The sequence below is a fragment of the Allobosea rubneri genome, from assembly GCF_032464875.1.
In the GTDB taxonomy this organism is placed as follows: Bacteria; Pseudomonadota; Alphaproteobacteria; order Rhizobiales; family Beijerinckiaceae; genus Allobosea; species Allobosea rubneri.
Genome location: NZ_JAWDID010000033.1, coordinates 48,126 through 61,464 on the forward strand (window position 1 = coordinate 48,126; position 13,339 = coordinate 61,464).

At 68.2% G+C, this 13,339-nt stretch carries 11 protein-coding genes; 8 read left to right on the top strand and 3 right to left on the bottom strand.

Going from position 1 to position 13,339, the window contains the following annotated elements:
- Nucleotides 1-91: 91 nt before the first annotated feature.
- Nucleotides 92-1,276 carry an aminotransferase gene (locus RKE40_RS19560; protein WP_316019892.1) on the bottom strand — a complete coding sequence of 395 codons (1,185 nt, stop codon included), beginning with the start codon at nt 1,274-1,276 and terminating at the stop codon, nt 92-94.
- A gap of 118 nt (nt 1,277-1,394) precedes the next feature.
- On the opposite strand from RKE40_RS19560, the gene RKE40_RS19565 reads away from it, so the two are divergent.
- The gene (locus RKE40_RS19565; RefSeq protein WP_316019893.1) at nt 1,395-2,150 is read left to right on the top strand and encodes an SIR2 family NAD-dependent protein deacylase; all 756 of its coding nucleotides are present in this window, start codon (nt 1,395-1,397) and stop codon (nt 2,148-2,150) included.
- A 24-nt stretch (nt 2,151-2,174) separates the two neighbouring features.
- Here RKE40_RS19565 and RKE40_RS19570 read toward each other — a convergent pair whose 3' ends face one another.
- Nucleotides 2,175-3,503 carry an oxygenase MpaB family protein gene (locus RKE40_RS19570; RefSeq protein ID WP_316019894.1) on the bottom strand — a complete coding sequence of 443 codons (1,329 nt, stop codon included), beginning with the start codon at nt 3,501-3,503 and terminating at the stop codon, nt 2,175-2,177.
- A 374-nt stretch (nt 3,504-3,877) separates the two neighbouring features.
- Here RKE40_RS19570 and RKE40_RS19575 point away from each other — a divergent pair, with 374 nt between their 5' ends.
- From RKE40_RS19575 to RKE40_RS19590, 4 genes are all read left to right on the top strand, one after another.
- The gene (locus RKE40_RS19575; protein ID WP_316019895.1) at nt 3,878-4,492 is read left to right on the top strand and encodes a cold-shock protein; all 615 of its coding nucleotides are present in this window, start codon (nt 3,878-3,880) and stop codon (nt 4,490-4,492) included.
- A gap of 216 nt (nt 4,493-4,708) precedes the next feature.
- Complete coding sequence (locus RKE40_RS19580; protein WP_316019896.1) at nt 4,709-5,386, top strand: HPP family protein; 678 nt, start codon at nt 4,709-4,711, stop codon at nt 5,384-5,386.
- Between the two features lie 106 nt (nt 5,387-5,492).
- A complete protein-coding gene (locus RKE40_RS19585; RefSeq protein ID WP_316019897.1) occupies nt 5,493-6,542 on the top strand; it encodes an HD-GYP domain-containing protein in 1,050 nt (349 codons plus the stop codon).
- Between the two features lie 160 nt (nt 6,543-6,702).
- Complete coding sequence (locus tag RKE40_RS19590; protein ID WP_316019898.1) at nt 6,703-8,292, top strand: ABC-F family ATP-binding cassette domain-containing protein; 1,590 nt, start codon at nt 6,703-6,705, stop codon at nt 8,290-8,292.
- A 102-nt stretch (nt 8,293-8,394) separates the two neighbouring features.
- On the opposite strand, the gene RKE40_RS19595 is transcribed toward RKE40_RS19590, so the two are convergent.
- Nucleotides 8,395-8,745 (bottom strand): HesB/IscA family protein, encoded by a 351-nt coding sequence (locus tag RKE40_RS19595; RefSeq protein ID WP_316019899.1) that lies wholly within the window; start codon nt 8,743-8,745, stop codon nt 8,395-8,397.
- 115 nt (nt 8,746-8,860) lie between these two features.
- Between RKE40_RS19595 and RKE40_RS19600 the strand changes: the two genes are divergently transcribed.
- From RKE40_RS19600 to RKE40_RS19610, 3 genes are all read left to right on the top strand, one after another.
- Nucleotides 8,861-10,096, top strand: coding sequence for a deoxyguanosinetriphosphate triphosphohydrolase (locus RKE40_RS19600; protein WP_316019900.1), 1,236 nt, complete (start codon nt 8,861-8,863; stop codon nt 10,094-10,096).
- A gap of 58 nt (nt 10,097-10,154) precedes the next feature.
- Nucleotides 10,155-11,921, top strand: coding sequence for an arginine--tRNA ligase (gene argS / locus RKE40_RS19605; protein ID WP_316019901.1), 1,767 nt, complete (start codon nt 10,155-10,157; stop codon nt 11,919-11,921).
- Between the two features lie 188 nt (nt 11,922-12,109).
- On the top strand, nt 12,110-13,339 hold a 1,230-nt coding region (locus RKE40_RS19610; RefSeq protein ID WP_316019902.1), incomplete at its 3' end, for a hypothetical protein.

The following is a 13,339-nucleotide window of genomic DNA, read 5'->3' on the forward strand; positions in this document are numbered from 1 at the left end:
CTGAGCCTCCTGGAACATCCTTCGAGACGCCATTCCCTTCGGAATGGCTCCTCAGGATGAGGGGGCTGGAGTGCTCAATGGCGCAGCGCGCTCAGAGCGCAAAACCCTTCAGCCTGTCGCCGAGCTCGCCGAGCCGGTCGGCGCCGACATTGGCGATGGCGATGCGCAGGTGCCGTTCCTGGCCGGGGCCGAAATAGGGGCCGGGGAGGGCGAGCACACCGCGCTCCTGAACCAGGCGGCGCACCACCTCGGCCGCCGGCACGCCTTCGAAAGGGTGGGCGAGATAGGCGAAGTAGGCGCCGGCGGCGAGGACGTTCCAGCCGTTCAGGGGCGCCATGGTTTGGCGGAACAGTTCGGCGCGGGCGTTGATCTCGGCGCGGTTGGCCTCGCGCCAGGCGCGGATGCCGTCGATGCCCCAGGCGATGGCGCCCTGGCCGGCCCTGACCGGGCTGATCTGGATGCAGTCGAGCACCTTGCCGATCTGCGCCAGGACCGCTTCGCCGGCGGTGATCGCGCCCAGCCTCCAGCCCGGCACGGCATAGGCCTTGGAGAAGCTGTAGAGGCCGATCAGCGAATCACGCCAGTCGCTTGCGGCGAAGAGTTCATGCGAGCGGCCAGCCCCGTCCGGCAGGAAATCGCGATAGGTCTCGTCGAGCACCAGCCAGATCCTGCGGCGACGGCAGAGCGCAGCGAAGGCGGCGATCGTTGAAGGCGGATAGACCGCGCCGGTCGGATTGTTCGGTGTCACCAGCACGATGGCGCGGGTGCGTTCGTCGATCAGGCTCTCGGCCACGGCGACATCGGGCACGAAGGCCTGTTCGGGATCACAGGGCAGCGGGCGGGGCTCGACGCCGAGCATGTTCAGCGTCATCTCATGGTTGAAGTACCAGGGTGTCGGCAGCAGCACATTGTCGCCGGCGCGGGCCACCGCCATCATCGTCACGACATAGGCCTGGTTGCAGCCGGCGGTGATCGCGATCTCCTGCGGCGAGATCGGCGCGCCATAGAAGGCGCTGGTCTCGGCAGCATAGGCTTCGCGCAGAGCAAGGTCGCCGGTGATGGCGCCATAGCGGGTCTGGTCGGGCCGGCCGGCCGCCTCGGCAAGGCGCTCCAGCAGCGCGGCCGGCGGCGGCGCGCCCGGCACGGCCTGCGACAGGTCGATCAGCGGGCCGCGACGGCCGTCATAGGCTCTCGCCCAGCCCTGCGCCTCGGGGATCGGCGGGGGGGCGGTGTCGATGAGATCGGGGTTCAGCGAGACGGGGGACGGCGAAGACATGGGCGAGCTTTGCGGCGCCCGCGCCGCGCCGTCAACGCCTGGACGCCGGCAGTCTTGGAGCGCGGGGCGCCCGCCGCCATATTCGCCGGGAAGCAATGATGATCCGGAGCCCGGCGGCATGGATGAAGAGACACAGGACGCGATCGAGGAACTGCATGCGATGCTCGACCGTGCCCGGGTGATCGTCCCCTTCACCGGCGCCGGCATCTCGACCGAATCGGGCGTGCCCGATTTCCGCTCGCCGGGCTCGCCCTGGATGGTCAACAAGCCGATCCCGTTCGACGTCTTCGTGCACAGCCGCGAGGCCAGGGTCGAGGCCTGGCGGCGGAAGTTCGCCATGGACGACCATTTTCCGGATGCCAGGCCCAATCGCGGCCATCGCGCGCTGGCGACGCTGGTCGCGGAAGGGCGCTCGCCCGGCGTGATCACCCAGAACATCGACGGCCTCCACCAGGCCTCGGGCATCGCCGAGGAGGCGGTGATCGAGCTCCATGGCAACGGCACCTATGCGACCTGCCTGAGCTGCGGCTGGCGCCATGAACTCAAGGCGATCCGGCACGCGTTCGAGGCCTCGGGCGAGCCGCCGGACTGCCTGATGTGCGGCGGCGTGGTGAAGGCCGCGACGATTTCCTTCGGCCAGCAGATGCCACAAGGGCAGATGCTGCGCGCCCATGAGATGACGCTCTCGGCCGATCTCTATCTCGTCGCCGGCTCGTCGCTGGTCGTGTTCCCGGCGGCGAGCTTTCCGGTCGTCGCCAAGCGCAACGGCGCCAAGCTCGTGATCCTCAACCGCGAGCCGACCGATCTCGATCCCATCGCCGATCTCGTGGTGCGGGCTGAGATCGGCGCGGCGCTGGCAAGACTGGCGAACTGAACGGCTGCGGCCGTACCCGCGCGGTCAATGCGGCGCAGAGGAAGCGCTCGGACGATAGGCCGCCGCATCGGTCGCGAAATGCGCATGCCCCCAGGCGGCGAGCTGTCTCTCGATGATCGCGACCAGACGCCGATCGACCGCGGCCGAGAGCATCGGGATGTTCATGGCGAGCTTGTAGGCCAGCATGCGGCTGCCAGCGACCGCCGCGGCGATGCCGTAGCAGAGCTTGTCCAGCGCATCGGGAACCACGCCCATGCTTGCCGCTTTCGCCTTGTCGCCGCCGGCATAGTTCTTGACGAAGAACACCTTCGAGAAGCCTTTCTCGACCCGGTCGAAGAGGCGGGATGGGAGGGACTTGTCCGGCGGGAGATAGGCGCCGAGCGTCGCTCGCAGCAGGTTGCCGCAGGTCTCGTCGTCGAAGCCCGAGCGCAATGTCGCAAGGCTCGCGGCCATCAGCGTCACGATCTCCTTCGGCGTCGTCGCCAGCAGTGCCTCGGGCAGGCCCAGCAGATAGCAGCGGTAGCGGCTGAGCTCGACGCGGGCGCGTTCCTGCGCCGTGAACTCGCTGCGGCCCTGCCTCATCACGTCGGCCGCCATCATGGTGACCCCGATGAGACCGGCCGGCATCTGATCGACCTGCGGAATCGGGATACCGTAGACCGAGACGTCCCAGCGGCCCTTGCGCATGGCGTTGAAGCGCACCATCGAATGCATCAGGCGGACCATCGCCGCCGCGCGGAAGCCCTCGCCGCCACGGGCGAGCGCTCCGGGCAGCACCGAGGTCGCGAAGAAGGTCGCCGTCTCCTTGACGCGCCTCGCGGCGCTCTCGTTCGAGAGCGTCCCGGTCAGCGCCATCGGAAGCGCGGCGTAACGGTTCATGAAGGTCGCGATGAAGGCGGCGCGGATGGCGATCGGGCTCATGATCGCCATGGCTGCGCGCTCGACGCGCGCGCCTTCCTCGACCATCGCCATGTCGAGCCAGTCGGGCACCGTCTCCATCGCCGCGATGAAGCCGCGCAGTTCGGGCGGGGCGCCCGCAACGGAATCGATGCCGTGCCTGCAGGCCTGGTCGAGCATCTCGATCAGCCGCTTGAAACCGTACTCCGGCATCAGGGCGGCATAGGGGTCGACGACGCGGTCGCCCATGAAGGTATAGGCGCGGATCAGCGTCATCAGGCGCTCGTCGGCGAGAAGCTGGGCTCGCTCGGCCTCGCCTACGGTTCGCAGTTCGTTCGGATCACCGGCCGCGCCGGCGAAGCGCTCCGGCACGGCGTCGAAATCCACCGCTCCGTAGATCGCAGGCGTCACAACCGCCTGCGCCCGCACCTGATCCCAAATCTGCTGCTTGTACATGTCGCCCATCCCGCTCGGAGCTGTTTCGAAGCGGCCCCCCGGAGCCACGCGGGCGCACCGTAGGCAGTCGCGCTTAACCTCGGCTTACCCAACGGCGTTTCCAGTTACGACGGCCTGCCTGCAGCACAGGCGTGGCGGGTGGCCGTCGGCCTCCGATCACGAGCCCGGTCCCGCACCGCGCGGTCATTTCGCCTGTCGCGATGGAGTCCGGGCGAGCTGTCGGCCCATGGGGGCGGAAGTCGGCCCGAGGGCGACCATCCCAGTATATTTTCCGGCTCGATCATGTGGATGGAAGCGTTGGCGCTGTTTCGCGAGTCCTCTGCGGTGCTATCGTCGCAAGACGAATCAGATTTCGCATCGGAGATGAGCGGCACATGTCCGACGAGTACGGCGATGGTGGGAGGCCCCCACTCGGACCGATCCAATCGCTCAACCGGGTCGTGCGGCTCGACGGGCCCGAGGCTGGCATCCCCGATGCGGGCGTCGAGCTCGCCGGCTACGTCAAATGGTTCGACGTCAGCAAGGGGTACGGCTTCGTCGTGCCGGAAGATGGCGGCAGCGACATCCTCGTCCATGTCACGATCCTGAAGCGCGACGGCTTCAACGCCATCGCCGAAGGCGCCCGCATTGTCCTCGAAGTGATCGCGAAAGCGCGCGGCCGCCAGGCGATCCGCGTGCTCTCGATCGACACCTCGGCTGGCCGCCATCCCGCCGAAATGCCGATGCCGCGCACGAATGCCACGGTGACGCCGACCAGCGGGCTCGAGCGCATGGTGGTGAAGTGGTTCAACCGGCTGCGCGGCTTCGGCTTCGTCTCGGCCGGCGAGGGCGCGCCCGACATCTTCGTCCATATGGAGACGCTGCGCCGCTACGGCATCGTCGAGCTGATCCCCGGCCAGACCGTGCTGGTTCGCTATGGACCGGGGCCGAAGGGGCTGATGGCCGCCGAGATCCGCCTGGAGCAGGGCGGGCCGCCGAGCTCGCACTGAGAAAAACACTCTCCGGAAGGGCGCCTGCGGGCGCCTTTTTTTGTTGCGCCGAACGCGTGTGGAGCGGGATTTAGGCAAATAACATACAGTACTGTGAATTGACGATTTTGCCGTTGTTTTGTGCGTGATGCCGATTATAGAGGCGGTCGAAAACTGATAGTTGGAGCTTGCCCGGTTCGGCCTGAAGGTCGGCGGGATGGCTCCGGAGAACCGGCCGTGAAGCTGTTCCATCCGATCCTGGCCGGTGCGACGCTGGCCGAGCGCACGGCAGCCTGCGCCGGTGTCTTCACGGCGATTGCGCTCACCGCCGCGGCCGGCTTCATGTTCCCGATCCATGCTCCGCTTGTCGTCGCGCCGATCGGGGCGTCGGCGGTCCTGGTTTTCGTGGTGCCTGCCAGCCCGCTGGCGCAGCCCTGGCCGGTGATCGGCGGCAATGTGATCTCGGCCTTCGTCGGGCTGGCGGTCGGCTGGGCGGTCCCGGAGTTGACGATCGCGGCGGCACTGGCAGTCGCGCTCGCCATCGCGGTGATGTCGCTGACGCGCTCGCTGCACCCGCCGGGTGGCGCTGTCGCGCTGACGGCCGTGCTCGGCGGTCCGGCCGTGATGAAGTGGGGGCTGCTCTTCCCCTTCGTGCCGATCGGGCTTTGCTCCTTGTCGCTGGTTGCGCTCGGCGCCGCCTTCCACGGGGTCACGCGCCGTAGCTACCCGCATCGTCCGCCAAGCGCCGATCCTGTGCTTCCCCTAGCCGTTCCGGCGGCGGCGTTCAGCCCTTCCGATATCGACGAGGCGCTGGCGCAGATGGGCGATTCCTTCGATATCGCCCGCGAGGACCTGGACCTTCTCCTGCAGTACGCCGAGGCGAGCGCGATGCGACGGCAGGCCCTGGGCTCCTGAGCCGGGCCGATACGCTTCGCGTCTTGCGCGAGAAACGGCGAATTTGAACGATTCCGTTTCATCAGGCCTCACGGATCCCTGGCTAGGGTGACCTCGTTATGAGGACATGCCTATCGCCGTGCTGCTGATCACCGACCGCCCAGAACAAAGTCACAAGCTCGACCGGCTGCTGTCGCTCTGGGGCCGCTGCGCGGTCGTCGACTTGAACCGTCCGGTGGCGAAGCTCCCCGAAACGCGGCAACTGCTGATCAGCGATGTCGATCTGTCGAGTCGCGCCTCGGTCGAGGCGATGCGCCGCGCGCTCGCTAGCCACAAGCGGACGGGGGTTCCCCATCTCTGTCTGGTGCGGGACCGCTCGGCCCGGACGACGGTGCAGGCGAACGCTATCGGAGCCAGCGCCGTGCTGCCGGCCGACGTCCCGGTCAAGGTCCTGCTCGGCGAAGTCGGCCGCATGCTGAATGGCGGTGGCGGGCCCGAGCCGGTGCAGCAGCATTTCCTCTCGGCCTCGGCGGCCGTCGCCGACATGCTGGCGAGCGCCGCCCGTGGCGAGCTTTTGCCGGCGGCCGCGATCGAGGAGGGCGTCGAGGCGATCAATCGTGCCGCCGACAGGCGCGATCTCGGGGCCTGGCTCGAACTGGTCTGGGACCACGACGATGCGACTTACCAGCACTGCCTCCTGGTCGCCGGCCTGGCGGCCGCCTTCGCCCAGCGGCTCGGATTCCCGGAGCATGCGCGCCGACTGGTGACGGGCGCGGCGTTGCTGCACGACATCGGCAAGGCGCGCATCCCGCTCGCCGTCCTGCACAAGCCCGGGCCGTTGACGGCGGAAGAACAACTGATCGTGCGCGAGCATCCGCAGATCGGTTACGAGATGCTGTGCCGGCAGGGCGGCTTCGCGGCCGACATCGTCGATGTCGCCCTCAGCCACCACGAATATCTCGACGGTTCCGGTTATCCGCAGGGCCTGCGGGCAGGGGAGATCTCCGATCTCGTGCGGATGATCACCATCTGCGACGTCTACGGTGCGCTGATCGAACGGCGCTCCTACAGGGCGCCGATGGCGCCTGAGGAGGCCTACCGGGTGCTCGTGACGATGGTCGGCAAGCTCGACGCCGATCTGGTGCGCGTCTTCAGGCAGGTCGCACTGCCGAACTGACGGGAATGACGTCGCGGTCGGGCACGCCCGGCCAAGCGACTTGAACGCGCCGCATCCTCGGTGTAGCCGAGGACTACGACACCAGACAGGATGAACGCAGACATGGATTTCCACCCGACCGCAACGCCGCTTCGCCTTGCCGCCGGGGAACTCCGTATCCATGCCTGCTTCGATCACCCTGTCCAGACTGAGCTGGTCCACGCCTGAAGGGCGCCGACTCTTCTCCGATCTCGATCTTTCCTTCGGCCCCGAACGCACCGGCTTTGTCGGGCGCAACGGCGTCGGCAAGACCACCTTGTTCAAGCTGATCGCGGGCGAATTGCCGCCCGCTTCGGGCAGCGTTGTCACCAACGGCAAGCTCGCCGTTCTTGCCCAAGCTGTGCCGCAGGTCGCGGCAGAGACGGTGGCGGATCTATTCGGCGTCGCTCCGGCCTTGGCCGTGCTGGACCGCGCCGAGCGCGGGATCGCGACCTCTGCCGAGCTTGCCGAAGCGGATTGGACGCTGGAGGCGCGCCTCGCAACGGCCCTCGCCAGATTCGGGCTGGATATGCCTCCGGCCACGGCGCTCGCCTCGCTCTCCGGCGGGCAGCGCACCCGGGTGGGTCTGGCCGCGCTACTCTTCGCCGAGCCCGATTTCCTTGTCCTCGACGAGCCGACCAATAATCTCGACCGGGACGGTCGCGACGCGGTGATCGCGATGCTCGCGACATGGCGCGCCGGGGCGATCGTGATCAGCCATGATCGGGAGTTGCTCGAGACCATGGACGCCATCGTCGAGCTGAATTCCCTCGGCGCGACGCGATATGGCGGCAACTGGTCCCATTACCGGGAACGGAAGGCGCTCGACCTCGCTGCCGCCCGGCACGATCTGTCGACCGCCGAACAGCGCCTGGCGGAGGTGGCCCGGGACAGGCAACTCGCGAGCGAGCGCAAGGCGCGCAAGGACGGCGCGGGCCAGCGCAAGCGTGCCAAGGGCGACATGCCGCGCATCCTGATGGGCGCCCGGCAGAACCGCAGCGAGAACAGCGGCGGCAACGCCGCGCTCCTGGCCGAGCGGAAGCAGGCGCAGGCTGCGGCGGCGATCGAGACGGCGCGCAACCGCATCGAGATTCTTCAGCCGCTTTCGGTCACGGTTCCGCCATCGGGGCTCGCGGCCGGGAGGACGGTGCTGCGGGTCGATGGCCTGTGCGGCGGCTACGCGCCCCATCGCCCGATCATTCGGGATCTGTCGTTCTCGATCACGGGGCCGGAGCGCGTTGCGGTGACCGGCCCCAATGGTTCGGGCAAGTCGACGCTGCTCAGGCTTCTGACCGGCGAACTGCCTTCTTCGACGGGGGAAATCCGCCTCGATGTCGACTGGGCGCTGCTCGACCAGAGCGTCGGCATGCTCGACCCATCAGACTCGATCAGGGACAATTTCCGGCGGCTCAACCCCGGTGCCGATGAGAATGCCTGTCGCGCCGCGCTGGCCCGCTTCAGGTTCAGGGCCGATGCCGCCTTGCAGGAGGTGGCGACGCTGAGCGGCGGCGAACTCATGCGGGCGGGCCTCGCCTGCGTGCTGGGCGGGGGGCGTCCGCCGGCCCTCCTGATCCTCGACGAGCCGACCAATCATCTCGACATCGAGTCGATCGAGATCATCGAAGGCGGTTTGCGTGCCTATGATGGGGCGCTGCTCGTCGTCAGCCACGACCGGTGCTTCCTGGAGGAGATCGCGATATCGCGCTGGCTGGAATTGGCCGCTGCCGACTGACTGGGCGTCATGGCCAGACGCTCTCCGCGCTTCGAGCAAACGGCGACGAAGCGTGCACCCTCGAACTCCGGCTACCGGCGTGGCACCGGACCGGAGATCGGGTCAGAGCGCGAAGGAAGTGCCGCAGCCGCAGGAGGCGGTGGCGTTCGGATTGGTGATCTTGAAGGACTGGCCGACGAGATCGTCGACGAAGTCGATGGTGCAGCCTTCGAGCAGGTCGAGCGAGGTCTCGTCGATCAGCACCGTCGCGCCGCTGCGCTCGATCACGAGATCGCCGGGGGCCTTCTCCCGGTCGATGTCGAAGACGTACTGGAATCCCGAGCAGCCGCCGCCAGCGACGCTGACGCGCAGCATCGAGCCGGGCGGCTCCTTGGCCATGACCGCGACGATGCGCCCCGCCGCCTTGTCGGTCAGCGAGATCGCGTGCGGATTGGCCTCGATCGCAGTGGTCATGCGCAGAACATCCTTGCTCCTGCCTCGACCACAAAGGTAATGGCCAGCGGGCGCCCGTTCAAGCCGCGTCCGCCGGTGGGCGGCCAGGCAGCGAGCGAACAGGTAGCAAGCGATGATGGCGCCAGCACCAGACCAATCCCCTCCGCGCGAGCCAGGCGACCGCTGGCGGGCCGCCTATGCCTGCCGCACGGCGACGAGCCGCGGCCGGCTGGTCGAGGAGCCGGGCTCGGCGACGCGCAACCCGTTCCAGCGCGATCGCGACCGCATCATCCACTCCGCCGCCTTCCGCCGGCTGAAGCACAAGACCCAGGTCTTCGTCGCCCATGAGGGCGATCATTTCCGCACCCGTCTGACCCATTCGATCGAGGTCGCGCAGATCGCGCGCGCTCTGGCCAGGGCGCTCGGGCTCGACGAGGACCTCGCCGAGGCACTGGCGCTGGCGCACGACCTCGGCCACACCCCCTTCGGGCATACCGGCGAGGACGCGCTCGACGAATGCATGAAGGATTTCGGCGGTTTCGACCACAACGCCCAGACCCTGCGGATCGTGACGCGCCTCGAGCGGCGCTATGCCGGTTTCGACGGGCTGAACCTGACCTGGGAGACGCTGGAGGGACTGGTCAAGCACAATGGCCCGTTGCTCGACGCGCAGGGGCGGCCGGTCGCGCGCTACGCCAAGACCGGCATTCCGGCGGCGATCGTCGAGTACCAGACCAAGCAGGATCTCTGGCTCGACAGCCACGCCTCCGCCGAGGCGCAGGCCGCGGCGCTCGCCGACGATATCGCCTACAACGCCCATGACATCGATGACGGGCTGCGCGCCGGAATGTTCGAGCTGTCCGAGCTGCGTGCGGTGCCCTTCCTCGCCGGATTGCTGGACGAGATCGAGGCGCTGCATCCGGGGCTGGAAAAGCCGCGCGCGACCAACGAGCTGGTGCGGCGAGTCATCACCCGCTTCGTCGAGGATGTGATCGGCAATTCCGAGGCGCTGATCGCGAAGCTCGGCCCGGCTGATGTCGACGCGATCCGCCGGGCCGGGGCGCCGGTCGTCGCCTTCTCGGACGGGATCGCCGCGGCCGACAAGGCGATCAAGAACTTCCTCTACCCCAACATGTACCGGCATCCGCGCATCAGGCTGATCCGCCAGCAGGCGGCGGATGTTGTGCGAGACCTGTTCGAGCGCTTCAGCGCCGTGCCGGAGGCGATGCCGGGCGAATGGTCGGCCGACTGCGCGACGCTGGACGAGGGGCGCCGGGCGCGCCGAATCGCCGACTACATCGCCGGCATGACCGACTGGTACGCGCTCGACGAGCACCGGCGCCTGTTTGACGCCACCCCGTCGCTGCGATAGGGCCGGGCCGGTTATTCCTTCGAAATCCATCAATCTCCGTCGAAAATCGCTGGTCGCCATGAATATTTTCGAGACTTTCTCCGCGCGCCTCGCCGCCATCCTCTCCGGCATGGCCGAGGCCGGCCGCATCCCCGCCGGCCTCTCGCTGGCGCGAGTCGTGGTCGAGCCGACGAAGGACCCGGCCCATGGCGATCTCGCGATCAACGCCGCCATGGTGCTCGCCAAGGAAGCCGGCATGGCGCCGCGCGCGCTCGCCGAGCTGATCGTCGCCGAGCTCGCCAAGGATGCCGATGTCCTCAAGGCCGAGATCGCCGGGCCGGGCTTCATCAACCTCACCCTGCAGCCGGCCGTCTTCACCGCGGTTCTGAAGTCGGCGGTGCTGGCCGGTACCGAGCATGGCCGGGGCCGTGCGAAGCCGGCGCCGAAGATCAATGTCGAATACGTCTCGGCCAATCCGACCGGTCCGATGCATGTCGGCCATGGCCGCGGAGCGGTGTTCGGCGATGCGCTGTCGGCCCTGCTCGCCTTCGCCGGCCACGACGTCACCCGCGAATATTACATCAACGATGCCGGCGCGCAGGTCGACGTCCTCGCCCGCTCCGCCTTCCTGCGGTATCGCGAGGCGCTCGGCGAGGAGATCGGCGCGATCCCGGAGGGGCTCTATCCCGGCGACTATCTGGTCTCTGTCGGGCAGGCGCTGGCCCGCGAGCATGGGCAGGCCTTGCTCGGCAAGGCCGAGTGGGACTGGCTGCCGACCGTGCGGCAGGCGGCGATCGACGGCATGATGGCGATGATCCGCGACGATCTCGCTGCGCTCGGCGTCGTCCACGAGGTCTTCTTCTCGGAGCGCTCGCTGCAGGGCAGGGACGGGAACTCCGACGCCGTGCATCAGACGATCGAGGATCTGCGCGCCCGCGACCTGATCTATGAGGGCCGGCTGCCGCCGCCCAAGGGCCAGAAGGACGAGGACTGGGAGGACCGCGAGCAGACCCTGTTCCGCGCCACCAAGTTCGGCGACGATGTCGACCGGCCGCTGCTGAAGTCGGATGGCAGCTACACCTATTTCGCCAACGACATCGCCTATCACCGCTCGAAGTTCACGCGCGGCTTTGCCGAGATGATCGACGTCTGGGGCGCCGACCATGGCGGCTACGTCAAGCGCATGCAGGCGGCGGTCAAGGCCGTGACGAACGGCGAGGGCGCGCTCGACGTCAAGCTCTGCCAGCTCGTGCGCCTGCTGCGCAATGGCGAGCAGGTCCGCATGTCGAAGCGCTCCGGCGACTTCGTCACGCTGCGCGAGGTCATCGACGAGGTTGGCCGCGACGCGGTGCGCTTCATGATGATCTTCCGCAAGAACGACGCGACGCTCGACTTCGACCTCGCCAAGGTGGTCGAGCAGTCGAAGGACAATCCGGTCTTCTACGTCCAGTACGCGCATGCGCGCTGCGCTTCGATCTTCCGCCAGGCGAAGGAAGCCTTCCCGGATCTCGACCTCTCGCCGCAGGCGCTGGCGCAGGCCGATCTCGGCCTGCTGACCGACGAAGCGGAGATCGGCATCGTCAAGATGATTGCCGCCTATCCGAGGATGATCGATGCCGCGGCTTCGTCACATGAGCCCCATCGTGTCGCCTTCTTCGTCCACGAATTGGCGAGTGCCTTCCACTCGCTCTGGAACAAGGGCAAAGACTCGCCGCAATTACGGTTCGTTAATCAAACTGATCGAAAGTCGACCGCAGCAAGATTGGCGTTCGTGCATGCGGTGCGCAGCGTCCTTGCTTCCGGTCTGGCGGTCGTCGGTGTGACGGCGCCGGAAGAGATGCGCTGACGGGTCTGACCCCCGTCGCCTCGGGCGCCCTGCGGATCAGAAGATCCGGCCAGCGCTTGCCGGGATCGATGCGGGAGCGGGATTGGTTGGGCGTGCCGAAAGGCGGGCCGGCCGGGCTTTCGTCAGATTGACCGCGTGCGGCCGTCGTTCTTTGATGGCGTTGGCAGCGCGCTGGAATGGATCATGTCATGAGCGAGCCAGCTAGAAACCGTTTCGCCCTCGACCTCGACGACCTCGAGCGTCAGCTGCGCGGCGCGGCCCAGCCGCAGAAGCCGGGTGCTGCGAACGACCCGTTGATGGAGCTGACTAGGCTCGTCGGCCAGGACGATCCGCTCAAGGAATTGTTCAGCGGCCGCAGCGCGCCTGCCGCCGCCGCTCCGGCGCGGCCTGCGATGGAAGCGCCGGCGCAGTGGCAGGCGCCACGTGCCGAGCCTTTGTTCCGGCCGACCGTGGCGAGCCCGGCGTCGGTCCAGGCCTCGCCGCCGCCTCCGGCCGAGCTGATGGGGGCGCTCGACGAATTCGAGGCGCTCCTGCGCCGCACGGAGCCGGCGAGGGCGCCGGCCGCTCCCGCCGCCCCGGCGCAGGCGCGTCATTACGAGCAGCCGCGCCATCAGGAAGCGGCCTATCCCGAGTATGACGAGCCGGCCGCTGTCCCGCAGACCTATCAGGCGCAGGGCTACACGACCCAGGTCGAGGCCGGTCCGCACGCCTATGTGCCCGAAGAGCCGCGCGATCTCGACGAGGCCGCCCGGCAGGGCTACCCGGTCGGCTATGACCACGCGCTGCCGCAGGATTATTCCGAGCAGCCGCAATATGCCGAGCAGCCGCAGGCGGAAGATGAGGGGCGCGACTACGAGAAGCCGCGCTCGCGCAAGGGGCTCTGGGCTGCAGCCGCGCTGATTGCCGTCACAGTCGCTGGCGTCGGCCTTGCGATGACGTTCCGCAATTCGCGCCCGGCAGCGGGCCCCGACGGCCAGCCGCCGGTGATCAGCGCCGACAACGCGCCGACGAAGGTCGCGCCGGTGAACCCGGGCGGTGCCGAGATCCCGAACCAGAACAAGCAGATCTACGAGCGCTCGGCCGACGCCGTCGGTGCCGAGACCAAGGTGGTCTCCCGCGAGGAGCAGCCGGTCGACGTGCAGCAGGCGGCCCGCTCGATGTCGTCGCGCCCGGTCTCGTCCGACCAGGCCGCTGCCGCGATGGCTGCCGGCGAGCCGGGTCTGATTCCGGTTCCGCCCGTCCCCGGCCTCGGCGAGCCCCGCAAGGTCCGCACCGTCGCGATTCGGCCCGATGGCACGCCGGTTCCGGCGGCGGGCAATGGCGCCGCAGCGGCGGCCCAGCAGCCGATGGTCACTGGCTCTGCCCCGGTCAATCGCCCGGCTGCGACGCCGGCGGCCGATGTTGCCAAGGTGCAGGAG